General features: G+C 70.1%; 21 protein-coding genes and 1 pseudogene. 10 read left to right on the top strand and 12 right to left on the bottom strand.

The features are described 5' to 3' along the window. Positions 1 to 24 precede the first annotated feature (24 nt). Positions 25 to 939: pseudogene (locus CRM89_RS09780) on the top strand (acetyl-CoA acetyltransferase); the annotation flags it as partial. Beyond that, positions 893 to 1,264, top strand: coding sequence for a hypothetical protein (locus CRM89_RS32230; RefSeq protein WP_371392056.1), 372 nt, complete (start codon positions 893 to 895; stop codon positions 1,262 to 1,264). The pseudogene CRM89_RS09780 and the gene CRM89_RS32230, both read left to right, overlap by 47 nt. Here the strand turns inward: CRM89_RS32230 and CRM89_RS30860 are convergent. Then, the gene (locus CRM89_RS30860) at positions 1,174 to 1,362 is read right to left on the bottom strand and encodes a hypothetical protein (RefSeq protein ID WP_172964406.1); all 189 of its coding nucleotides are present in this window, start codon (positions 1,360 to 1,362) and stop codon (positions 1,174 to 1,176) included. The genes CRM89_RS32230 and CRM89_RS30860 overlap by 91 nt on opposite strands. Here CRM89_RS30860 and CRM89_RS09775 point away from each other — a divergent pair. Then, a complete protein-coding gene (locus CRM89_RS09775) occupies positions 1,361 to 2,527 on the top strand; it encodes a thiolase family protein (RefSeq protein ID WP_060590491.1) in 1,167 nt (388 codons plus the stop codon). The two genes, CRM89_RS30860 and CRM89_RS09775, sit on opposite strands and share 2 nt — an antisense overlap. A 24-nt stretch (positions 2,528 to 2,551) precedes the next feature. Here the strand turns inward: CRM89_RS09775 and CRM89_RS09770 are convergent, their stop codons facing one another. Next, positions 2,552 to 3,229, bottom strand: a complete 678-nt coding sequence (locus CRM89_RS09770; RefSeq protein WP_098083805.1) for a TetR/AcrR family transcriptional regulator — start codon at positions 3,227 to 3,229, stop codon at positions 2,552 to 2,554. Between the two features lie 301 nt (positions 3,230 to 3,530). Between CRM89_RS09770 and CRM89_RS09765 the strand changes: the two genes are divergently transcribed. Then, on the top strand, positions 3,531 to 4,448 hold the full coding sequence (locus CRM89_RS09765; protein ID WP_371391981.1) for an alpha/beta hydrolase: 918 nt from the start codon (positions 3,531 to 3,533) through the stop codon (positions 4,446 to 4,448). 443 nt (positions 4,449 to 4,891) lie between these two features. After that, positions 4,892 to 6,064, top strand: coding sequence for an alkane 1-monooxygenase (locus tag CRM89_RS09760; protein WP_098083804.1), 1,173 nt, complete (start codon positions 4,892 to 4,894; stop codon positions 6,062 to 6,064). Between the two features lie 106 nt (positions 6,065 to 6,170). Here CRM89_RS09760 and CRM89_RS09755 read toward each other — a convergent pair whose 3' ends face one another. Genes CRM89_RS09755 through CRM89_RS09740 form a run of 4 tightly spaced genes read right to left on the bottom strand, consistent with a single transcriptional unit; the run spans position 6,171 to position 10,081 of the window. Next, positions 6,171 to 7,448: an FAD-dependent oxidoreductase gene (locus CRM89_RS09755; RefSeq protein ID WP_098083803.1), complete on the bottom strand. Its 1,278-nt coding sequence runs from the start codon at positions 7,446 to 7,448 to the stop codon at positions 6,171 to 6,173. A 14-nt stretch (positions 7,449 to 7,462) separates the two neighbouring features. Next, on the bottom strand, positions 7,463 to 8,086 hold the full coding sequence (locus CRM89_RS09750; protein WP_098083802.1) for a maleylpyruvate isomerase N-terminal domain-containing protein: 624 nt from the start codon (positions 8,084 to 8,086) through the stop codon (positions 7,463 to 7,465). Then, entirely contained in the window at positions 8,083 to 8,925 is an 843-nt protein-coding gene (locus CRM89_RS09745) for a fumarylacetoacetate hydrolase family protein (protein ID WP_098083801.1), read from the bottom strand. Before CRM89_RS09745 ends, CRM89_RS09750 begins: the two co-directional genes overlap by 4 nt. A gap of 1 nt (position 8,926) precedes the next feature. Further along, positions 8,927 to 10,081, bottom strand: a complete 1,155-nt coding sequence (locus CRM89_RS09740) for a cupin domain-containing protein (protein ID WP_098083800.1) — start codon at positions 10,079 to 10,081, stop codon at positions 8,927 to 8,929. A 67-nt stretch (positions 10,082 to 10,148) separates the two neighbouring features. Between CRM89_RS09740 and CRM89_RS09735 the strand changes: the two genes are divergently transcribed. Continuing rightward, entirely contained in the window at positions 10,149 to 10,916 is a 768-nt protein-coding gene (locus tag CRM89_RS09735) for an IclR family transcriptional regulator (RefSeq protein ID WP_098083799.1), read from the top strand. Between the two features lie 6 nt (positions 10,917 to 10,922). On the opposite strand, the gene CRM89_RS09730 is transcribed toward CRM89_RS09735, so the two are convergent. Beyond that, positions 10,923 to 11,594 (bottom strand): TetR/AcrR family transcriptional regulator, encoded by a 672-nt coding sequence (locus CRM89_RS09730; protein ID WP_098083798.1) that lies wholly within the window; start codon positions 11,592 to 11,594, stop codon positions 10,923 to 10,925. Between the two features lie 160 nt (positions 11,595 to 11,754). Between CRM89_RS09730 and CRM89_RS09725 the strand changes: the two genes are divergently transcribed. The 3 genes from CRM89_RS09725 to CRM89_RS09715 are packed head-to-tail and all read left to right on the top strand — an operon-like array spanning position 11,755 to position 15,147. After that, the gene (locus CRM89_RS09725) at positions 11,755 to 13,302 is read left to right on the top strand and encodes a bifunctional 3-(3-hydroxy-phenyl)propionate/3-hydroxycinnamic acid hydroxylase (RefSeq protein WP_098083797.1); all 1,548 of its coding nucleotides are present in this window, start codon (positions 11,755 to 11,757) and stop codon (positions 13,300 to 13,302) included. A gap of 49 nt (positions 13,303 to 13,351) precedes the next feature. Further along, on the top strand, positions 13,352 to 14,296 hold the full coding sequence (locus CRM89_RS09720) for a VOC family protein (RefSeq protein ID WP_098083796.1): 945 nt from the start codon (positions 13,352 to 13,354) through the stop codon (positions 14,294 to 14,296). Then, positions 14,296 to 15,147 carry an alpha/beta fold hydrolase gene (locus CRM89_RS09715; RefSeq protein ID WP_098083795.1) on the top strand — a complete coding sequence of 284 codons (852 nt, stop codon included), beginning with the start codon at positions 14,296 to 14,298 and terminating at the stop codon, positions 15,145 to 15,147. The genes CRM89_RS09720 and CRM89_RS09715 overlap by 1 nt, the downstream gene beginning before the upstream one ends. A 143-nt stretch (positions 15,148 to 15,290) precedes the next feature. Here the strand turns inward: CRM89_RS09715 and dmpG are convergent, their stop codons facing one another. Genes dmpG through CRM89_RS09700 form a run of 3 tightly spaced genes read right to left on the bottom strand, consistent with a single transcriptional unit; the run spans position 15,291 to position 18,099 of the window. Then, on the bottom strand, positions 15,291 to 16,307 hold the full coding sequence (dmpG, locus tag CRM89_RS09710) for a 4-hydroxy-2-oxovalerate aldolase (protein ID WP_011209852.1): 1,017 nt from the start codon (positions 16,305 to 16,307) through the stop codon (positions 15,291 to 15,293). Further along, positions 16,304 to 17,290, bottom strand: coding sequence for an acetaldehyde dehydrogenase (acetylating) (locus CRM89_RS09705; RefSeq protein ID WP_371391980.1), 987 nt, complete (start codon positions 17,288 to 17,290; stop codon positions 16,304 to 16,306). The genes dmpG and CRM89_RS09705 overlap by 4 nt, the downstream gene beginning before the upstream one ends. After that, positions 17,287 to 18,099, bottom strand: coding sequence for a 2-keto-4-pentenoate hydratase (locus CRM89_RS09700; RefSeq protein ID WP_060590518.1), 813 nt, complete (start codon positions 18,097 to 18,099; stop codon positions 17,287 to 17,289). The genes CRM89_RS09705 and CRM89_RS09700 overlap by 4 nt, the downstream gene beginning before the upstream one ends. Before the next feature lie 194 nt (positions 18,100 to 18,293). Between CRM89_RS09700 and CRM89_RS09695 the strand changes: the two genes are divergently transcribed. Beyond that, entirely contained in the window at positions 18,294 to 19,025 is a 732-nt protein-coding gene (locus tag CRM89_RS09695; RefSeq protein WP_060593268.1) for an IclR family transcriptional regulator, read from the top strand. Positions 19,026 to 19,059: 34 nt separating this feature from the next. Here CRM89_RS09695 and CRM89_RS09690 read toward each other — a convergent pair whose 3' ends face one another. Then, complete coding sequence (locus CRM89_RS09690; RefSeq protein WP_098083794.1) at positions 19,060 to 19,431, bottom strand: DUF1330 domain-containing protein; 372 nt, start codon at positions 19,429 to 19,431, stop codon at positions 19,060 to 19,062. A 164-nt stretch (positions 19,432 to 19,595) separates the two neighbouring features. After that, positions 19,596 to 20,282 (bottom strand): TetR/AcrR family transcriptional regulator, encoded by a 687-nt coding sequence (locus tag CRM89_RS09685; RefSeq protein WP_060590521.1) that lies wholly within the window; start codon positions 20,280 to 20,282, stop codon positions 19,596 to 19,598. Positions 20,283 to 20,560: the final 278 nt, after the last annotated feature.

The following is a 20,560-nucleotide window of genomic DNA, read 5'->3' as shown; positions in this document are numbered from 1 at the left end:
TCCGGCCGCCGGGGGAAAGGGAGAATGAGCATGTCTGTGTACGTACTGGGCGGAGCGCAAACGGATTTCGCCCGCCGGTGGAGCAAGGACAGCGACCGGCCGCTACCGGCGATGCTCGGGGAAGCGGTCACCGCCGCGTTGGACGACGCCGCGGTGACACCGGAGGAGGTGCGGTGCGCGCACGTCGCGAACTTCAATTCCGAACGCTTCGCCGGGCAATCGCATCTCGGCCCGATGCTGTGCACGCTGTCTCCGCACTGGGCCCAGCTGCCCACCAGCCGACACGAGGCCGCCTGCGCCTCCGGCAGTGTCGCGATGCTGGCCGCCATGGCCCAACTCGAAGCCGGTCACTACGACGTCGCGGTGGTGGTCGGTGTCGAATTGATGCGCAACGTGCCCGGGGAACAGGCCGCGCACTACCTCGGTTCGGCCGCCTGGGTGCCCGACGAACTGTCCGACGAGGTGCTGCCGTGGCCGGGGTTGTTCGACCGGATCGCCGAGGAGACCGCGCACCGCTACGGCCTCGACCACCGGCATCTCGATGCGATCACCGAGATCAACCGGACCAACGCCCGGCGCAACCCGTTGGCGCAAACCCGACACTGGGATTTCGGCCCCGGTGATCTCGGCACGGACGACACGACCAATCCTGTGGTGGCAGGCCGGCTGCGGAAGAGCGACTGCGGCCGGATCACCGACGGCGCCGCGGCGGTCGTCCTGGCCAACGGCGCGTTCACCGAACAGTGGGCGCGGCGGCGCTCGCCCGGCGCCCGACGGGCCAGCGTCATCCGAGGCTGGGGCCACCACAGCGCGCCGTTGCCGCTGGCCGACAAGTTGGAACTCAGCCGCGGCCAGGACTATCTGTTTCCCAACGTCCGGGCGGCGATCACCGATGCCTACGCCCGGGCAGGTCTCGCCGGACCCGAGGACGTGGACGTCATCGAGCTCCACGACTGCTTCACCATCACCGAATACATGGCGATCGAACATTTCCGGTCTCACCGCCCCCGGCCGCGCCTGGGAGGCCATCGAGGACGGCCGCATCCGCCCCGACGGCAGCCTGCCGGTCAACCCCTCCGGCGGGCTCATCGGAGCCGGGCATCCGGTCGGCGCGACGGGTGTGCGCATGGTGCTGGACGGCCACCGCCAGGTCACCGGCGCGGCCGGTGAGTGTCAGATCCCCGGCGCGCGCACCGCGGCCACGCTCAACATCGGCGGCAGTGCCAGCACCGCCGTCAGCTTCATCGTCGGCACCACCGAGTAGAACCCCACCACACCGCGCGAGCCGCCGGGGAGACGCCCCGGCGGCCGGTCGGGCCCACTGATGGTCGAACCCCGCTGATATCGGAGAAGAATCGCCATGCCAACCGCTGTGATCGTCGATGTCGTCCGCACTCCGTCCGGCAGAGGGAAGCCCGGCGGCGGACTGTCCGGAATCCACCCCGCGACCCTGCTCGCCGGCGTGCTGGCCGAGCTGACGAGGCGAAACGGTCTGGACCCGGAACTGGTCGACGATGTGGTGACCGGTTGTGTCACCCAGAGTGGGGAGCAGGCTTTCAACATCGGCCGCACCGCCGTGCTGGCCGCCGGATTCCCGGAGTCGGTCCCGGCGACGACCGTCGACCGGCAGTGCGGATCCAGCCAACAGGCCGTGCATTTCGCCGCCCAGGGGGTCATGGCGGGTGTCTACGACGTCGTGATCGCCTGCGGTGTCGAATCGATGAGCCGCGTGCCGATGTTCTCCAACGGACGCGGCGCCGACCCGAATCAGGGCCCGATCACGCACCGGTATCCCGATGGCACAGTGCCACAGGGTATTTCCGCGGAGATCCTCGCGGCCCGCTGGAAGCTGGACCGGAACACCCTCGACGAGTTCGCCGCCCGTTCACACCGGCTTGCGGCTCGGGCGGCGGCGTCCGGTGGCTTCGCCGACGAACTGGTCGCCGCGGGCGGACTCACCGAGGACGAGACGATCCGGCCGTCGACGACGGTCGAGACGCTGGCCGAGCTGGAACCGGCGTTCGTCGACGAGACCGTGCGCGCGCGGTTCCCCGAGATCGAATGGTCCATCACGCCCGGAAACGCCTCACCGCTGACCGATGGTGCCTCGGCGGCACTGATCATGAGTGAGGGGGCGGCCCAGCGGCTCGGCCTGCGCCCGCGGGCCCGATGTCACTCGTTCGCGGTAACCGGCGATGATCCGCTGCTCATGCTCACCGCCGTGGTGCCCGCGACCCGCAAACTGCTTGCCCGCGCCGGGCTGGCGCTGGACGACATCGACGCCTACGAAGTGAACGAGGCCTTCGCGCCGGTGCCGCTGATGTGGGCACACGAACTCGGCGCCGACCCGGACCGGCTGAATCCGCGCGGGGGCGCCATCGCCTTGGGGCACCCGCTCGGCGCGTCCGGCACCCGCATCCTCGCGACCCTGGTCAACCATCTGGAGCAGACCGGTGGTCGCTACGGCTTGATGACGATGTGCGAGGCAGGCGGGCTGGCCAACGCCACCCTCATCGAGCGGGCGTGACCGCCGCGCGGCCACGCCCGCTCACTAGCGGCCGCTCCGGCGCGCGAATCGATCGCCGGTGAGCGTGGCCGGGTCGATTCCCACCATCTGCATGATCAGCGTGGCGTACTGGTAGGACAACTCGTCGACACCGAGGCGGCCGTCGGGCCGGAACCAGGAGCCGGCGCTGATGATCAGATCGAGGATCATCTTCGCGGCCACCCCCACATCGGCAGGGTCGCCGTTCGGCAGCGCCAGCCGGAACCGCCCCGATTCCAGGCCCCGGACGAGAATCCGCTCGACCGCGCGCCGGATCTGCCGCTCCCGCTCGAGCATCTGGGCCGGTTCGCTGCCGGGAAGGCGGTGCCGCTCGCGCTGGCTGATGACCGCCTCCTTGCGCCGGGCGGTGTAGATGCCGGTCAAGGCGCGCGCGACTTCCCACAGCTGTCCCACCGCATCCTCACCGGCGGCGAGCAGAGCGCGCTCGATGCTCTCCTCGATGACGGCGTGGGTGCGGGTGATCACCGCCGAGAGCAGCGCCTCTTTCGACTCGAAGTGGTTGTAGAACGCTCCGGGGGTGAGCCCGAGCGCCGCCGTGATCTCCCGGACGCTCGTTTTCGGGTACCCCTCCCGGAAGAACAGATCGACCGCCGCGTCCTCGATCCGTTCCGCCGTGTCACCGCGCGGGTTCACCACCCGGCCGGCCGCTGCCCTCAATGCCATGCCACCCACCTTAATACAGATGAACGATCATTGACGATTCCCACGACCGGTCCGCGAGTGTCGTTGCGCCGACGCCGCTACTCGTTTCCGCGACGGATTTTCGGCGGGCAAATGCCAAGAGGAGCAAGGGATCAGCCGTGCGAGCCCGCGGCGCGGCCGTGCGGGAACGCCGGTGAGCATCATGCCGGTGTTCTATGTATATGAACGACCATTGACATTGGTCCGTGCGCTTTCTACGCTCCTATCGAGCCGCCGGAACGCGGCGTCGACTCGGACAACACCCACGTGGAGGTGCTCAATGGTGAGCAAAGGTGCAGGCGTGCTGCGGGCCACCTATCAATCCCTGGCCGACCGCTCGGCGGCCGCGCCGGACATGGATCTCGCGACGATGCGCGATCTGTACGAAGTGCTGCACACGGTGACCCCGGAGCCCGAGGGCGTCACCTACGCCGAGACCGAAGCCGGCGGTACCCCGGCGATCTGGTGCCTGCCCGTCGACCGCGCCGACGACCGCGTCCTGCTGCACCACCACGGCGGCGGGTTCATGGTGTGCTCGATGTACACCGATCGGAAGATGGCCGGCCACATCGCCAAGGCCACCGGCACCCGCGCCCTGGTCCTGGACTACCCGCGTGCGCCGGAACACCCGTTCCCCGCGCAACTCGAGTCCTCGGTCGCGGCCTACCGCTGGCTGCTCGACCAGGGCTACGCCGCCGCCCACATCGCCAGCGTCGGCCACTCTGCCGGCGGCAACCTCTGCACCTCGATGGTCCTGGCGTCGCGGGACGCGGGCCTGCCGCTGCCCGCGGCGGTGATGCCGATGTCGCCGTGGTACGACATGGCGCTGACCGGAGCAACGCTGGACACACTCGCGCACCTCGACGCCGTGGTGCAGCGACCGCTGCTGGCCCGGATGCGGGCCGCCTACCTCGGTGACCACTCGCCGACGACCCCGCTCGCCAACCCCCTGCACGCCGACCTCGACGGTTTCCCGCCCACCCTCATCTACACCGGTGCCGAGGAGACCCTGGTCAGCGACACCGAACGATTCGCCGAACGCGCTCGTGCCGCCGGCGTCGACATCCACTACGAGATCGCGCCCGGTATGCAGCACTCGTTCGCCTTCCTCGCCGGCCGCGCACCCGAGGCCGACGACGCCGTCGCGCACATGGCGGCGTGGCTGCGCCGCCACCTGGGTCTGGCACCTGCCGGCGCCTAGGCCGGCAATCGTCCGCCGATCGGCCGGGCGCACGGGCTCCGCTCCGTGCCGAGTGGGCGGAGTGATACCCGATCGTGACGGCGCACCACCCCGGTCGGCTCCCGGACGATGCCGGGGCCGACGCGTATGTCCGCATCCGGCTCGGCGGCAGTCGCCGAAGTTCGGCGACCGCGACAACGGGGCCGTGGCGGGAGGGGCTGGTCAGCGCCGCATCCGTGGGGCCAGGCGCGGCCGGGTGCCGCGCGCCGTGATCTCGGCGTTGCGCCCGCAACGCCCCGGTCGCAGTCGACCACGCCGGGTTGCTGATGCATCACTGTTGGATCTTTCCGCAGGCGTCGCGGGCGCGGGCGACGCAGCATGGACATTCGTCGGCCGATCGATGATGCTCGGACCGAACCAGCCCGTCGGGGACGAATGTCGGGCTCCTGGAAGGGTTTTCAGTGATGTCGCCGTGGCATGCGGCCAGCGGCACCGATTCGCACGGTGATCCCAAACGCCACCTGTGGGTTCTGGGGTTGATCGCCCCGGCCAGTGCGTTGCTGCCGTCGCAGCTGGTGTTGCGGACGGGGTGGGAGGTGTTCTGGTGGGTCGGGCCGATCATCGTGTTGGTGATCATTCCGGTTCTGGATTGGCTGGTGGGGGAGGATGGCACGAATCCGCGGGATGAGGACTACGAGTTGTTGTCCAACGATCGCTACTACCGGTGGTGTACGTATCTGTTCTTGCCGGTGCAGTTGATCGGGTTGGTGATCGCGGCGGCGATGTGGGCCGGTGACGAGCTGAGTTTTGTCGACAAGCTGGGGTTGGCGACGACGTTGGGGCTGGTCAGCGGTATCGGTATCAACGCTGCGCACGAGCTGGGGCATCGGGTCGAGCATCTGGAGCGGTGGTTGGCCAAGATCGCGTTGGCGCAGTCGGCGTATGGTCATTTCTTCGTCGAGCACAACCGTGGTCATCATGTGCGGGTGGCCACTCCTGATGATCCGGCCAGTGCGCGGTTCGGTGAGTCGTTGTATGAGTTCCTGCCGCGTAGTGTGGCCGGGGGTTTCCGGTCGGCGGTGGCGTTGGAGTCCGAGCGGTTGGCGCGTAAGGGCAAGCGGTGGTGGAGCCCGCACAATCACATCCTGCAGGCCTGGTCGATGACGGTGGTGCTGTTCGGTGGGTTGATGCTGGTCTTCGGCTGGCACATCCTGGGCTGGTTGGTGTTGCAGGCGGTGATCGGTGCGGCGTTGTTGGAGACGGTCAACTATGTCGAGCACTACGGGCTGCTGCGGGAGCGTCGCCCCGATGGGCGGTGGGCGCGGTGTTCGCCGCGGGACAGTTGGAACAGTGACCGGCTGGTGACCAACATCTTCCTGTTCCATCTGCAACGCCACAGCGATCATCACGCAAACCCGGGTCGTCGCTATCAGACGCTGCGCAGCTGTGATGTAGCTCCGCAGTTGCCGGCGGGGTATGCGAGCATGATCGTCTTCGCCGCGATCCCGCCGCTGTGGCGGGCGGTCATGGATCATCGGGTGCTGGCCCACTACGGCGGTGACATCACCCGCGCCAACATCGTGCCCCGCAAGCGCGCCAGAATCCTCGCCGCCGACGACAGGCTGACCAGGCGCTGATCCGCCTGGTCCTGGGCTACTCCGCGCCGTCGTGGCACCGTCGTTTGCCGCGCCGTCACCGACCGGCCCGGCTGCTGTCCTGCGCCGGGCCGGGCGATCGGTGAGGTCAGCCGCCGCTGCGGGGTGCGGCCGTGGACACCGCGTCCGCGGCGGTCAATGGGATCTTCTCGAACATCGGCGGCTCGTCGGCGGGGAACAGCGCGGTGGGGCCGTAGAGCCAGTCCACGAACGAGTAGTCGTGGATGTCGCGGGCGCGCAGCAGGATGTTGCGGCGTTCGCGGTCGATTCCGTCCAGATGCCAGAGTTCGCCCCAGGCGCGGGAGGTGGTGACCACGCGTCGGCAGTGTTCGGGACGTACCGCGTTGTAGGCGTCCAGGACGGCCGCCCAGTCCAGCGACCCCTGGTCGCGGAGCCGGCGGACGTGTTCGGCCAGTACCCAACCGTCTTCGATCGCCATGATCGCGCCCTGCGCCAGGTATTGCAGCGGGGGGTGCGCGGCGTCGCCGAGCAACGCGATCTTCCCCGACACCCAGTTCGGGATCGGGTCGCGGTCGTACATCCGCCACCATTTGTCGCGCCACAGGAACGGCAGCCCGGCCCGCACAGTCTCGGAGGTGTGCGCGAAGGCCGCGTCCAGTTCGTCGGGAGTACCCCAGTCAGGCTCTCCCGCAAGCGCTTTCGGCGATTCGAAGACGGCGACCTGGTTGAGTAGTTCGCCGCCGCGCAGGCCGTAGTGCACGAAGTGGCACCGCGGCCCGACGTTGACGACCACCTCGCTCAAATCCACCTCGGCCACGCGCGGCTCGGTCACCGGGACGGTGCCTCGGTAGGCGACATAGGCCGACGAGACCGGTTCGTCGTCGACGACCAGGGCGCGCGCCGTCGAGTGCAGGCCGTCGGCGGCGATCACCACGTCGGCTTGTTCGCTGTGGCCGTCGGCGAAGTCGACGCGGGCCCCGGTCGGGGTGTTCCGGTAACGCACCGCCTGCTGCCCGGTGACCAGATCGACGCCCGCGCTCAGGCAGGCCTGCACGAACATACGGTGCAGGTCGCTGCGGTGGATGACGAGATAGGGGTAGCCGTAGCGGTTCGCCAGGTCCCGCAGGTCCAGCCGGGTGAGTTCGGCGCCGTCGACGGCGTCGCGCATGACCATCGCGTCGGGGACGACGCCGAGCGCGGCGGCCTCGTCGAGCAGGCCGTAGTCGTCGAGGATGCGGGTGCAATTGGGCGCCAGCTGCAGACCCGCCCCGACCTCGCCGAACTCGGGCGCCTGCTCGAGGACCCGCACCGAGAGGTCTTGGCGGGCCAGTGCGAACGCCGCGGCGAGACCGCCGATCCCGCCGCCGATGATCAGTACGTCGGGACGAGTGTCCGCGTCGCTCATGACGATCAGTCCTTTCAGAGCCAGGGGCCGAGCGGGGGAGCGTCGGCCAGGGTGTGGGGTCGACCGGCCAGCCAGGCGGCGACCTGGGGTAGCGGTCCGTCGACCCCCGCGACCGCGCCGCGTTTGGCCGAGATGTCCGCCACGAGCGCGCGCAGGAAATCCGCGGGCAGGTCACCGAATCCGATGTCCAGGGCGAGGTCGACGGAGTGGACCCACACCTCGCGGGCGCGCATCCATGCCGTTTCGGTGGCGGGTACGGTCCGGCCCTGTGCGGTGACCACCTGCGCGGCCCACTGATCGTCGGTCAGCGCCCGCATGGCGGCGTCCAGGTCGTCGGCGGACCGGCCCAGCCAGGTGCGCAGTTCGTCGGCGGAGAGTGACGTGCCGCGTGCGATGCCCGCGGCACGCTCCTCGGGCGAGGCGTACATGGGCGTCGGCGTGCCGGTGGCGGCCCAGCGCACCAGGTTTCGCAAGGCGTCGGCGTTGGCGGCGACGTGGGCGACCAGATGGCGGCGGTTCCAGCCGGGCAGGTGGGTCGGGGTGTCGAAGTCGGCGTCGGTCAGCCCGGCGACCGCGTCGGCGAACAGGGTCGTCCCGGCGGTCATCCAGCGGCGGGCGTCGGTGAACGTGCGTGTCATGGGGTCGCCACGATGCGGTTGGTGCAGGCGCCGATGCCGTCGATTTCGGTGACGACCGTTTCGCCGCCGCGCAGGTAGATCTTCGGTTCGCGGGCGTGCCCGACGCCGGCCGGTGTGCCGGTGGCGATCAGGTCGCCGGGACGCAGGGTGATGACGGTGGAGATGTAGCGGACCAGGAACACCGGGTCGAACAGCAGGGTGCCGGTGTCGTCGCACTGCATCGTCTGCCCGTCCACGATGGTGCGGACCCGCAGGCTGGGGCGGACGCCGCCCACCTCGTCGGGGGTGACCAGGTAGGGCCCGACCGGTGTGGAGGAGTCCCAGATCTTGCCCTGGGTCCATTCGATCGTGCGGAACTGCCAGTCCCGCACGGAGATGTCGTTCATGACCGTGAAACCGGCGATCGCGGCGGCGGCCTGCTGTTCGTCGGCGCGGCGCACCTGCGCGCCGACCACAACCACGAGTTCGACTTCCCAGTCCAGGGCGTCGGTCTCGGCCGGCTTGGCGATGTCGTCGGCCGCCCCGGTGAGGGTGTCGGCGTATTTCGGAAACAGGGTGGGATACGCCGGGAGTTCTCGGCCCATCTCGGTGATGTGGTTGGTGTAGTTGTGGCCGACACAGAGGATCTTCGACGGATTCGGCACGACCGGAGCGAAATCCGCGCCGTCGAGGGGGTGGGCCGGGCCGGTGGCGCGCTGCGCGACCGATGGCCAGTCCGGGTCGGCCAGCAGGGCGCCGACGTCGGGTGCCCCGAGCTCGATGAGCCGGTCGCCGTCGAGCCGGACGGCGCGGGTGGCGGGGGTGTCGTCGGTGTCGAGGCGGATGGTGGCGAGCTTCATGTCAGGCGTCCTTGCGGAATCGGTCGAGGCGCAGCGCTTCGAAGATGGGCGCGTCGGTGAATCGGAAGAGGTCGAGTGCGCCGGAGTCGGAGTCGGTGGCTCCGGCCTCCGACCGCGCGGAGAACGGCTGCCAGGACGGCACCACGAACAGGTCACCCCGGGTGACCGACCAGCTGCGATCGCCGACGGTGACGGTGCCGGAGCCGTCGAAGACCTGGTAGACGCTCGATCCGGTTTCCCGCACCGGCGCGGTCTCGGCCCCGCGGATCACCCGGTGGAACTCCGCGCGCACCGTCGGCAGCACGTCGGACCCGTCGACGGGGTTGCTGAAACGCACCGCCGCGTGGCCGGGTTCCACCGTGCCGGTGTGTCCTTCCTTTTCCAGCGCGAGCTGTTCGGCGAGGGCGCGGTCGGTGAATTCCCACTTGTAGGCCAGCAGGGGCGAGCCCGGGCCGGCGTGGTCGACACCGATCGGGCGCAGTCCCGGGTGCGCCCAGAGGCGCTCGGAGCGCGACCGCTCGGGGGCGGCTCGCTCGACATCGGAGATCCGGTCGCGGCCGAACTCGAAGAACTGAGCGTCGGTCACATATTGGAACGGGATGTCGAGGCCGTCGATCCACGCCATCGGCTCGTCGGCGCGGTTGTGGTGGGCGTGCCAGTGCCAGCCCGCCTGCGGGAGGAAGTCACCGCGGTTCATCGGCACCGGGTCGCCGCCGACCACGGTCCAGACACCCGACCCTTCGACGACGAACCGGAAGGCGTGCTGGCTGTGCCGGTGTTCGGGAGCGTCCTCCCCGGGCATCAGGTACTGGATGGCCGCCCACAGGGTCGGGGTCGCGAACGGACGCCCGCCCAGGCCGGGGTTGGCCAGTGCGATCGCCCGGCGCTCGCCGCCGCGACCGACCGGCACGAGCCGACCGGCCTGTTCGGCGAGGGCCAGCAGTCGCTCCCACTTCCACAGGTGGGCGACCGCGGACGAGTGCGGGTGCGGCGGCATCAGATCGCCGATCTCCGTCCACAGGGGGATCAGCAGTTCCCGTTCGAATCCGGCGTACAGGTCGCGCAGCTCGGGCGTGATCTCCGGTTGGTCGGGAGCGGCGACGGGGCGCAGCGCGACGGCCGTGGCGGCGTCGGCGGGGGCTGGAGTAGCGCTCATGCGGCTATCGTGAGGATGTTCCGGTGGGGAGAACACACTTTTCTGCTCTACAGAAGCGAGGTGCACGATGGGCCACCCGTTCAAGGCCCCGCCGGCCTATGCGATCACCAGCGTGGACAACGCGCTCCGGATCGCCGCGATGTTGCAGTTGGAGGGATCGCTGACGGTGTCGGAGGTGGCCGAGCGGATCGGCGTGGCCGCCTCGACCGCCCATCGGCTGCTGCGCATGCTGGTCTACCGGGACTTCGCGGTGCAGGACTCCGACCGTGCGTATCGGGTGGGTCCGTTGCTCGAGCTGGCCGCGCATTCCAGGTCGGCCGCCTCCCGGTTGCGCGCGGCCGCGCTGCCGGAGTTGCATCGGCTCGTCGACCAGCTGGGGGAGTCGGCGAATCTGGTGGTCCGCACCGCTGACACGGTGCGGTTCGTCGCCAGTGTGGAGTGCGCGCAGGCGCTGCGGGTGGGCAGTCGGGAGGGGATGGTCTTTCCGGCGCAGCGCACCTCGGGGGGTCTCGTGCTGCTCGCCGAGATCGCCCCGTCCGAACTCGCGGCGCTCTACGCGCCCGAGCGCTTCGACGAGCGGCCGGAGCCGCCGCCCGATCTCGGGCAGTTGGCCGACGAGCTGGCGAAGATCCGCCGCAACGGCTTCGCCGTCAACGACGGCCGGTCGGAGCGCGGCGTCGTCGCGGTCGGCGTGGCGGTGCGGGACGGCAGTGGCACCGCGGTCGCGGCGTTGTCGGTGTCGATGCCCGCCGTCCGTTACGACAACCGATCGTTGCCGCGCTATGTGGCCGCGCTCCGGGCCGCGGCCGCGGGATTACAGCGCGAGCTGGGCTGATCGCGGTCACGACCGGCCGCGACGCTCGGCGACGATGCGCTGACCCATGACGGTGAGCGCGTCGGCGAGCTGTTCGAGGCGGTCCGTGAGCCCGTGCGATCGGTCGGCTTGCCAGGCGATGAAGGCGCCGTCGAAGCCCGCCATGCCGAAATGGTCGAGTTCGTCGGCGACCACCTGCGCGATGTCGGCGCCTTCGATCAGGAAGGCCTGGGCGATCATGCGGTGGAAGTGCCTGCGGCCGTCGTGGCGGACCTGGTCGATCATCGCGCCCACCTCTGCGTCGGCGGCTTCGGTGCTCATCAGCAGCATCAGGTGCAGTCGCAGGAAATCCGCCTTCGTCACGAAGACCTCTTCGGTGCGCCGGAGGAACCAGCCGAGACGTTCGCGGACGGTGCCGCCCTCCGGCGGTGCGGCCTGCGCCTGTTCCATGGCGCGGAAGAACTCGTAGGCCCCGTGCGCCATCACGGCCGAGAGCAGGCCGCTCTTGGAGTGGAAGTGGTGGTAGATCGCGCTTTTGGGTAGACCGGTCGCCGCGCTCAGCACCGAGATGCTGGTCGCGGCATACCCGCGTTCGGCCATCAACCGTGAGGCCGCGTCGAGGATCTCCGCCCGCGAACGACGCCCACGCCGGTTACCGGCGGGTCGTTCGAGCACGGCGCGTTCGTGAGCGGTGTCCATGTGCGTCAGCCTAGGAGGGCGGTGCGGGCGGGTGCGGAGGGCCGCGGCCGATTCTGGTGTGCAGAAACTCGTGGCCGTGTCGGCGGTCACATGTGAGTCTGGCTCCGAAGAATGGAACGATCGGTACGAAAGTAGCCGATCGTCGACATCGGGAGACCCCATGAGTCAGGATTTCGACGCCGACGTCGCGATCATCGGATACGGACCCTCCGGCGTGATCGGCGCTCTCACGCTCGCCCGGCAAGGCGTGTCGGTCATGGCCTTCGAGCGCGACCGCGACATCTACCCGCGGGCTCGTGCCGTCACGGTCAACGACTGGACGATGCGCATCTTCCAGCACCTCGGCATCGATGAACGCATCGACAAGGTGATCGATCCGCAGCGGATGTTGCGCTGGGTCACCTACGACGGCGAGGAGGTCATGCGGATCGAGCACCCGCCGAGCACCCTCGGCGCGGGGCGGCGCTTCTACAACATCTACCAGCCGACCATGGAGGCCGAACTACGCTCGGCCGCAGCCGAATACAGCGATCGGTTGACCGTGTGCTACGGCGCCGAGGTCACCGGTGTCGAGCAGGACGAGGACGGTGTGACGGTCACGACCACCGATCCCGCCACCGGCCGCGCCCGCAGCTACCGCACCCGGTATGCGATCGGTGCCGACGGCGGTTCCTCGCGGACCCGAGGCTGGATCGGCGCGCGGCTCGACGGTGACACCGCCGACACCCTGTGGATCGTCGTCGACTGCGCGGTGCGGCGCTGGTGGCCCGACCGTGACGTGCTCACCTTCTGGACCGACCGCAAGCGCCCGGTGGTCGACATCGCCCTCTCCGGCGGCAACCATCGCTGGGAACTGCCGCTCATGCACGGCGAGACCGAGGCGGATTTCCCCACCGACGCCGAGGTCAGGCCGCTGCTCGAGGCGATCGGGGTGACCGAGGACGATGTCGCCATCCACCGGTACGCGTTCTACCGCCATCACGTGCGGATGGCCGACACCTGGCGCAACGGCCGCGTCTTCCTGGTGGGCGACGCCGCGCATCTGATGCCGCCGTGGGCGGGTGCGGGCATGCAGACCGGGATGCGCGACGCGCACAATCTGGGTTGGAAGCTCGGCCGGGTGCTGCGCGGTGTGCTGCCCGAGCAGTGGCTCGACACCTACGAAGCCGAGCGCCGACCCAATGCGGCGTTCTACACCGACCTCGCCGTGCAACTCGGCCGCGTCATCAAACAGGAAGCCACCCCCGCCGAGATCGAGGCGATGAACACGGTCCCCGAGGGTTTGGTGACACCCTACGAACCACCCCTGACCGCACCACCGACGCTGGCCGCCGGATGGCTCCGCGGCGAGATCGGCGACGCGAGCATCATCGGCCGGATGGTGCCCCAGCCGATCGTGGGGGACACCGCGGGCCGGATGACCCGCCTCGACGACCTGCTCGGCGACGGCTTCGTCCTGCTCGGCGACGACACCGATCCCGCCACCGTCCTGACCACCGAGGACAAGGCGGGCTGGGACGCACTCGGCGCCCGCTACGTCGCCATCCGCCCGCGCACCGTGCACACCCGTGGGCCGGACGACCTCGTCGATCTCGACGACGTGCTGCGTCCCTGGCTCCAGCGGTACGGCGCCCGCGTCGTCGCCGTCCGGCCCGACCGCTTCGTCGCGGCCGACGACGTGCACGGCCTCACCGTCCCGTCGTGCTGAACCCCCCGTGCCGACACCCCGCGCTGACACCTACCGACAGGAGCTTCCGATGTCCGGAGTGAAAGAACTCGCCTACGTCGTCTACGAGGCGAGCGACCTCGCCGCCTGGCGGCACTTCGCCTGCGATCTGCTCGGCATGCAGCTCGCCGAGGAGACGACCGACGCCCTCGTCCTGCGCACCGACGAACGGGCCTTCCGCTGGCGCATCGAGCGCGGCGCGGCGGACGATCTGCTGGTATCCGGCTACGAAGTCGATTCGGACGCCGCGCTCGATCGCCTCGTCGAGCGGCTGCGGGCGGCCGGTGCGCCGGTCGCCGAGGGCGATGCCGAACTGGCCGCCGCCCGCCGCGTCGACCGCATCGTGCTCACCGCCGACCCGATGGGCAACCACATCGAACTGGTGACCGGCTTCGCCGACGCGGACACCCCGTTCCACTCCGCGGTGCTGCTCGGCTCGTTCGTCACCGGAACCGGCGGCGCCGGTCATCACGTGCTGCTCGCGCGCGGGGTGCCGCGCCCGGAGTACATGGCGTTCTACGAGGGCGTGCTGGGGTTCCGGGTCAGCGACACCATCGTCGAGGAACTCGCGCCCGGCGTGTACGCGGATCTGATCTTCCTGCACTGCAATCCGCGCCACCACTCGGTCGCGTTCGGGGAGATGCCGCACCCGAAGCGAATTCACCACTTCATGCTCGAGGTCGACGACATCCGCGATGTGGGCATGGCCTACGACCGCTGTCTCGACGCCGCGCAGCCGTTCGAGATGACCTTGGGCATGCACCCCAACGACAACATGTTCAGCTTCTACGTCCGCACGCCGTCGGGGTTCAGCATCGAATACGGCTGGGGCGGGCTGCTGATCGACGACGCCACCTGGCAGGTGCGCACGCTCGACCGGCTGCACAGCTGGGGACACCGCGCCCCCGAAGTCGTCCACGACCTGCTCGGCCGCGCGCCGTCGACGAACATCCGCCACGAGGAGAAGGCCCACTGATGACGATCACCCAGGAGTCGGCGGGCCGCACGGTCACCACCCGTGACTGGACGCTGCGGTACTACGAAGCCGGACCGGCCGATGCCCGGCCGATCGTGCTGCTGCACGGCAGCGGTCCGGGGGCCACCGGCTGGTCCAACTTCGCCGGCAACATTCCCGCCCTGGCCGAACGCTTCCACGTCTACGCGGTCGACATGCCCGGCTGGGGCGAGTCCGACGCGGTCACCGTCGACCAGCTCGACCACCCCGCCGCGGCCGTGCAGTTCCTGGACGCGGTCGGCATCGAGCAGGCCGCCTTCGTCGGTAATTCGATGGGCGGACACACCGCGCTGCGGCTGGCGATCGACCATCCCGAGCGGGTGAGCCATCTCGTCACGATGGGTCCGCCGATCGGGACGATGCCGACGCTGTTCGGCGCGGGCGACGGCCCGTCGGAGGGGTTGAAGGTGCTGATCGCGGCCTACCGGGATCCCTCCCCGGAGAACATGCGCCGCCTGGTGGAGGTGATGACCTTCGACAAGGCGCGCTTCGCCACCCCCGAGTTGGTCCGGGCCCGTTCCGACGCCGCGCTGGCGCGTCCCGAGCACCTGCGCAACTACGTGGCGGGTTTGCCCGCCGGTGCCCCGATTCCGCACTGGGTCGACCGGTCGAAGCTGGCCGACATCGCCGCGCCCACCCTGCTCATCCACGGCAAGGACGACCGCGTGGTGTCCTACGAGAACACCCTGTTCCTGCTGGCGCACATCCCCGACAGCCGGGCGGTGCTGCTCAATCGCTGCGGCCACTGGGCCATGATCGAACACGCCGCGGAGTTCAACCGGCTCGTCGCCGACTTCGTCTCCGGCAACTGAACATTCGCCATCCGCGGCTCGCGGGGCGCCTCGATGCGCCTCGCGAGCCGACGGGTGTGCCGCTTGTTCGCCCGCACCGGTATCGGCGCCCGACACGCCGGGGCCCACCGCGAATTCGCGGTGGGCCCCGGCGTTTTTCGGTCTCAGGCGGTGGTGTCGGCCAGCAGGTCGAGGGCGATGTCGACGATGAGGTCTTCCTGGCCGCCGACCAACCCGCGGCGGCCGACTTCGAGCAGGATGGTGCGGGTGTCCAGTCCGTAGCGTCGGGCCGCGGCTTCGGCGTGCCGCAGGAACGACGAGTACACCCCGGCGTAGCCGAGGGTCAGGGTTTCGCGGTCCACCCGCACCGGCCGGTCCTGCAGCGGGCGCACCAGGTCGTCGGCGGCGTCCTGCAGGGCGAACAGATCGCAGGAGTGTTTCCAGCCGTACAGGTCGGCGACGGCGACGAACGGTTCGATCGGGCAGTTGCCCGCTCCCGCACCGTGCCCGGCCAGCGAGGCGTCGACGCGGGTGACGCCCTCCTCGACGGCGACCACCGAATTCGCGACGGCCAGCGACAGGTTCTCGTGGGCGTGGATGCCGATCTCGGTGGCGGGATCGAGGACGCGTCGGTAGGCGCGCACCCGGTCGCGGACGCCGTCCATGGTCAGCCGTCCGCCGGAATCGGTGACGTAGACGCAGTGCGCGCCATAGCTTTCCATCAGCTCGGCCTGTTCGGCGAGCTGCTCGGCCTCGGCCATGTGCGACATCATCAAGAATCCGGAGACGTCCATGCCGAGCTCGCGGGCGGTGGCGATGTGCTGGGCGGAGACGTCGGCTTCGGTGCAGTGCGTGGCGATACGCACCGACCGCACGCCGAGCCGGTAGGCCTGTTCGAGGTGGGCGATGGTGCCGATGCCGGGCAGGAGCAGGGTGGTCAACCGGGCGTGGGTCAGGTTGTCGGCCGCGGCCTCGATCCATTCCCAGTCGGTGTTGCTGCCGGGGCCGTAGTTGAGGCTGCCGCCGGCGAGCCCGTCACCGTGGGCGACCTCGATGGCGTCCACGCCGGCCGCGTCGAGCGCGGCCACGATGCGGCCCACGTCCTCGGGGGTGATGCGGTGGCGGACGGCGTGCATGCCGTCGCGGAGGGTGACGTCCTGGATGAACAGTCGGGTGGTCATCGGGTGGCTCCCTGGTCGGCCGGTGCGGCGGTGACGGTCGCGGCGATCGATTCGGCGTATCGCAGCGCCGCGGAGGTCATGATGTCGAGGTTTCCGGCGTAGGCGGGCAGGTAGTGGGCCGCGCCTTCCACTTCGAGGAACACACTGACCTGGTGGGTGGGCGCGGGTCCGCCGTCGGCGGCGAGGGTGTGCACGGGCTGGTCGGGCGGGATCTCGGTGATCTGGATCTGTTGCTTGAGCCGGTAGCCGGGGACGTAGCCGGCGACGCGGGCGACCATCTCCTCGATGGACTCGCGGATCGCGCTCCTGGTGGCGGGATCGGGGGCGGTGGCCAAGCACAGCACGGTGTCGCGCATGATCAGCGGCGGTTCGGCCGGGTTGAGGATGATGATCGCCTTGCCGCGGCGGGCGCCGCCCACGGTTTCGACGGCGTGCGCGGTGGTTTCGGTGAACTCGTCGATGTTGGCCCGCGTGCCCGGTCCGGCCGATTTCGAGGCGATGGAGGCGACGATCTCGGCGTAGGCCACCGGCGCCACGCGCGAGACCGCGGCGACGATCGGGATGGTGGCCTGCCCGCCGCAGGTGACCATGTTGACGTTGGGGGCATCCCGGTGTTCGTCCACATTGATCGCGGGCACGACGAACGGGCCGAGCGCCGCGGGGGTGAGGTCGATGAGACGTTTACCCAGCGGTTGCAGGAGGGCCGCGTTCGCGGCGTGAGCCCTGGCCGAGGTGGCGTCGAAGATCACCTCGATGTCGGCGAAGCCCGGCAGTGCCAGCAGGCCCTCGACGCCGTCGGAGGTGGTGGGCACGCCAAGCCGCCGGGCGCGGGCGAGGCCGTCGGAGTCGGGGTCGATGCCGACCATCGCGCCCATCTCCAGAACGCGCGAGTGCCGGATGACCTTGATCATCAGATCGGTGCCGATGTTGCCCGAGCCGATGACCGCGACTTTCACGGTGGTGGGGTCGCTCACGTGGTTCACTCCTGTGCGAAGCGGGCGGTCACCGAGCCGAGGCCGGTGATGTGGGCGGTGACGGTGGCCGGGGCGGTGATCGCCGCCATCGGACCCAGGGCACCGGACAGGATCACCTGACCGGCGCGCAGCGGCTGGCCGAACTCGCGGGCGGTGCGGGCCAGCCAGGTCAGGGCGTGCAACGGGTCGCCGAGACAGGCGGCGCCGGTGCCGGTGGACACCTCGACGCCGTCGATCGACATGGTCATCTGCGCCGCCACCGGCTCGAACTCGGCGAGGCTCAGCTGCCGGGAGCCGAGGACGAACAGTCCGCTGGAGCCGTTGTCGGCGACCGTGTCGCCGAAGGTGATGTCCCAGTCGGCGATTCGGCTGTCGACGATCTCGAGCGCGGCCACGGCGTGGTCGACGGCGGCGCGCACCTGCGCGTGATCGAGGGCACCGTCGGTCAGGTCATGGGCCAGGACGAACGCGATCTCGGCTTCGGCCTTGGGTTGCAGCAGGCGGTCGGCGGGGATCGGGGTGTCCTGCTCGAACCGCATGTCGTCGAACAGGACACCGAAATCGGGCTGGTCGACACCGAGCTGCTGCTGGACCGCCGGGGAGGTCAGGCCGATCTTGCGGCCGACGATCCTGGCGCCGGCCGCGAGCCGTTCGGCCGTCGCTCGTTCCTGCACCGCGTAGGCGGCCCGCACGTCGTCGGTGCCGATCAGGTCGCGCACCGGCGCGCAGGGGACGCGGGTGCGGGCGGCGGTGGCGAGCCGTTCGGCGGCGGCGGTCGTCGCCGCGACGGTTCGTTCATCGAGTTGCGAGGGTGGCATTCGTTGTCCCCGGGTCGTCACGAAATGGTCGTTTGCCACTGTTCCGCCGCGCCGGAGTGGCAGGCCAGCATTTCGTTCCGCTGACCGGAACGCGGCGGGGTAGGCTCGGTCGGGTGAGCGAGGCCGGAGAACGAGTGGACGGGCCGGACGCGCCCGGGCGCACCGGGGTCGCGCCGACCGTGTTGGGCAAGGTGATGGCCGTGCTCGAGGCGTTCTCGATCGATGACGGCGTGCTGAGCCTGGCCGAGATCGCCCGGCGCACCGGGCTCGCCAAGGGCACCCTGCACCGCATTCTCGCGGACCTGGTTGCCGTGCGGCTGCTGGAGCGCACCGGCCGCGGCTACCGGCTGGGCGGGTACCTGTTCGAGCTCGGCATGCGCGCGTCGGTGGAACGCAGCCTGCTCGAGGTCGCGATTCCGTTTCTCGAGGACCTGAACGCCCGCGTCAACGAGACCGTGCATCTGGGCGTCCTCGACGGGACCGACGTGGTCTACCTGACCAAGATCGGTGGTCGTCGCCAGGCCAGCGCGCCGTCCCGGATCGGCGGCCGCATGCCCGCGCACTGCACCGCGATCGGAAAAACGCTGCTGGCCAACGCCGACCGAGCGCTGCGCGACCGGGTGGTGACCGGTCCGTTGGTCGCCCAGACCCCGCGGACGATCGTGCAGCCGGGCACCCTGCGCAGGCACCTCGACCGGATCGCGGCCGAGGGGGTGGCCTACGAATACGAGGAATCGGCGCCGGGGCTGGTGTGCGTGGCGGCCCCGGTGCGGGAGGCCGACCGGGTGGTGGCGGCGATCAGTATCGCGGGCGCCTCGCACCGATTCCACCCGGAGAGCCATGTCGCCGCGGTCCGGGCGGCCGCCGACGGAATCGGTGCCACCCTGACCCGGCGTGCGCGGATGGCGTTGCGGGACACGCGGTGACGGGCGGTCCCCGGCGCTGGTGGGTGCCGCTCGATCAGTCCGCGGGCCAGGGAACGGTCGCCTGGAGCACCGCTTCCTCGAGCGCCTCGGTGCGCCAGGCGGTGACCTGCTGGTATTCGGGGTCGGCGACCATGCGGGAGAACGCCTCGCGGGAGGGGTAGCGCACGATCAGCACCGCGTCCCAGCTCTGCCCCTCCTCGGCGACCAGCACGCTCGACCCGTCGCCGGCATACAGCACCTCGGCGCCGTAGCGGGGCAGGAACGTCTCGCGCAGCGCGTCGGCGTAGCGGGCGTAGCTCTCCCGCCCGCCCTCGGCGAAGCGCAGCAGGTTCAGCATGACCACCGGACCACCGGGGTCCTCGGCGAGGTAGCGCTTGATGTCTCTGCCGCGGGGATCGACTGCCATGGGCCCGAGTCTGGCACACCCGTAGCCCGGCAGCGGGCCAGACGCCGTGCACGGCGATGCGGAATCGTTGTCGACGGTGGCCGCTCGAAGTCGCGCTCGGTGCGTCCACCGGGACGTGTGGCCTGTGCCGTGCGGCGTGCGAAAGCCGGAGTCCGCGAAGGGGTCTAGCGTTCGGTGGTGGAATCGAGGTTCGCGACGAGGCCGTCGACGATGGCGCGGATGGCCTTGTCGGTGTCGTAGGCCGCGACGGCGGTTGTCCACTGCGGCAGCAGGGCGACCACCGAGGGGAAGTCGTCGAGCAGGTCCGGGGCGGCCGATTCGGTCCAGTGCGGCGGTGCCTCGCCGCGGGCGACGGCGGCGTTCCGGTCGTGCGCGGCGCGGCGGGCGGTGAGTTCACCGAGGGTGAAGCGCCACAGCACCGAGTAGAAGTACACGGCGTCGGTCTCGGTGGCGCCGAGCGCTCGCGCGGCGCCGACGAATTCGTCGAGGATCCACATCGCGGCCCGGCCGTAGGTCTCGCCGCGGACGAGGATGTCGACCACCCAGGGCAATTCGTGCAGGGTGTCGATGAGGTAGCCGACGATCGCGACCAGCCGGTCGGTGGGGTCGGCGGGCAGGTCCGGCTTCCGGAGATCGTCCGCGCGGGCGTCGAGAACGGCGAAGAACAGCGCGCCCTTGGTGGGGAAGTGGTGGTAGATCGCGGCCGTGCTGACCTCGAGCTGGGCGGCGAGACGCCGCATGCTGAAGTTCGCCGCACCGTCGGTGCTGAGCATGCGGTCGGTGGCGGCCAGGATCGTCTCGCGGTCGAGGCGGACCGGTCGGCCGCGGCGGCGGGGCGCTGGGTTCGGCACGGTCGTCCATTCTGCGTGCCGGAGTCTCGACAGTGGGGGTCGGGGTGTGTCGGCGGTAATCACAGCACGCGTCCGGAGAAGGCAGCGCGCATCCGGTGTGCCGCGCGGTGGCTGCGACGCCCGAGGGTGTCGCGACTCGGGTGGTCTCCGTGAGATCTGCTGCCGCACCGGGTTTCGGGAGGTGGCGGCTGTCGATTCTTCGGCCGCCCGCCGAGGGTCGGAGTGTGTTACAGTGCCCGCATTCGCTAATGACAATCGTTTTCATGAAATGGTTGTCG

It is taken from the genome of Nocardia sp. FDAARGOS_372, from assembly GCF_002554515.1.
Lineage (GTDB): Bacteria > Actinomycetota > Actinomycetes > Mycobacteriales > Mycobacteriaceae > Nocardia > Nocardia farcinica.
Note: the sequence above shows the minus strand (reverse complement) of the source record. Positions and strands in the feature narration are given on the sequence as shown.

What these genes read in the sequence shown, in the direction of transcription:
- CRM89_RS32230 (WP_371392056.1), top strand. Translation starts at nt 893, where the DNA reads ATGCCTACGCCCGGGCAGGTCTCGCCGGACCCGAGGACGTGGACGTCA.
- CRM89_RS09775 (WP_060590491.1), top strand. Translation starts at nt 1,361, where the DNA reads ATGCCAACCGCTGTGATCGTCGATGTCGTCCGCACTCCGTCCGGCAGA.
- CRM89_RS30860 (WP_172964406.1), bottom strand. Translation starts at nt 1,362, where the DNA reads ATGGCGATTCTTCTCCGATATCAGCGGGGTTCGACCATCAGTGGGCCC.
- CRM89_RS09770 (WP_098083805.1), bottom strand. Translation starts at nt 3,229, where the DNA reads ATGGCATTGAGGGCAGCGGCCGGCCGGGTGGTGAACCCGCGCGGTGAC.
- CRM89_RS09760 (WP_098083804.1), top strand. Translation starts at nt 4,892, where the DNA reads ATGTCGCCGTGGCATGCGGCCAGCGGCACCGATTCGCACGGTGATCCC.
- CRM89_RS09755 (WP_098083803.1), bottom strand. Translation starts at nt 7,448, where the DNA reads ATGAGCGACGCGGACACTCGTCCCGACGTACTGATCATCGGCGGCGGG.
- CRM89_RS09750 (WP_098083802.1), bottom strand. Translation starts at nt 8,086, where the DNA reads ATGACACGCACGTTCACCGACGCCCGCCGCTGGATGACCGCCGGGACG.
- CRM89_RS09745 (WP_098083801.1), bottom strand. Translation starts at nt 8,925, where the DNA reads ATGAAGCTCGCCACCATCCGCCTCGACACCGACGACACCCCCGCCACC.
- CRM89_RS09740 (WP_098083800.1), bottom strand. Translation starts at nt 10,081, where the DNA reads ATGAGCGCTACTCCAGCCCCCGCCGACGCCGCCACGGCCGTCGCGCTG.
- CRM89_RS09735 (WP_098083799.1), top strand. Translation starts at nt 10,149, where the DNA reads ATGGGCCACCCGTTCAAGGCCCCGCCGGCCTATGCGATCACCAGCGTG.
- CRM89_RS09730 (WP_098083798.1), bottom strand. Translation starts at nt 11,594, where the DNA reads ATGGACACCGCTCACGAACGCGCCGTGCTCGAACGACCCGCCGGTAAC.
- CRM89_RS09725 (WP_098083797.1), top strand. Translation starts at nt 11,755, where the DNA reads ATGAGTCAGGATTTCGACGCCGACGTCGCGATCATCGGATACGGACCC.
- CRM89_RS09720 (WP_098083796.1), top strand. Translation starts at nt 13,352, where the DNA reads ATGTCCGGAGTGAAAGAACTCGCCTACGTCGTCTACGAGGCGAGCGAC.
- CRM89_RS09715 (WP_098083795.1), top strand. Translation starts at nt 14,296, where the DNA reads ATGACGATCACCCAGGAGTCGGCGGGCCGCACGGTCACCACCCGTGAC.
- dmpG (WP_011209852.1), bottom strand. Translation starts at nt 16,307, where the DNA reads ATGACCACCCGACTGTTCATCCAGGACGTCACCCTCCGCGACGGCATG.
- CRM89_RS09700 (WP_060590518.1), bottom strand. Translation starts at nt 18,099, where the DNA reads ATGCCACCCTCGCAACTCGATGAACGAACCGTCGCGGCGACGACCGCC.
- CRM89_RS09695 (WP_060593268.1), top strand. Translation starts at nt 18,294, where the DNA reads ATGGCCGTGCTCGAGGCGTTCTCGATCGATGACGGCGTGCTGAGCCTG.
- CRM89_RS09690 (WP_098083794.1), bottom strand. Translation starts at nt 19,431, where the DNA reads ATGGCAGTCGATCCCCGCGGCAGAGACATCAAGCGCTACCTCGCCGAG.